1 protein-coding gene is annotated in these 264 nt (G+C 53.8%); it reads left to right on the forward strand.

Annotation, left to right across the window (positions count from 1 at the left end):
- Nucleotides 1-264 (forward strand): InlB B-repeat-containing protein (locus PAT3040_RS30790; RefSeq protein ID WP_307719185.1); only part of this gene is annotated, 264 nt, incomplete at both ends.

The raw sequence follows: 264 nt of genomic DNA on the forward strand, positions 1-264 counted from the left end.
CGCTTTATGCACAGTGGACAGAGAACCCAACGTACACGATGACGTATAACGGAAACGGAAGCACTGGCGGAACTGCGCCTCTGGACAGCGAAGCATACGAAGCAGGCGAAACGGTCAATGTGCTGGGCAAAGGAACTTTGGTGAAAGTAGGTCATACATTTGCAGGCTGGAACACGTTAGCGAACGGAACTGGCACGAATTATTCAGCGGGCGCGACACTGACGATGGGAGCAGCGAACGTTACGCTGTATGCGAAGTGGACGC

Origin of the sequence: Paenibacillus agaridevorans, assembly GCF_003112455.1 — a bacterium.
GTDB classification, from domain to species: domain Bacteria; phylum Bacillota; class Bacilli; order Paenibacillales; family Paenibacillaceae; genus Pristimantibacillus; species Pristimantibacillus agaridevorans.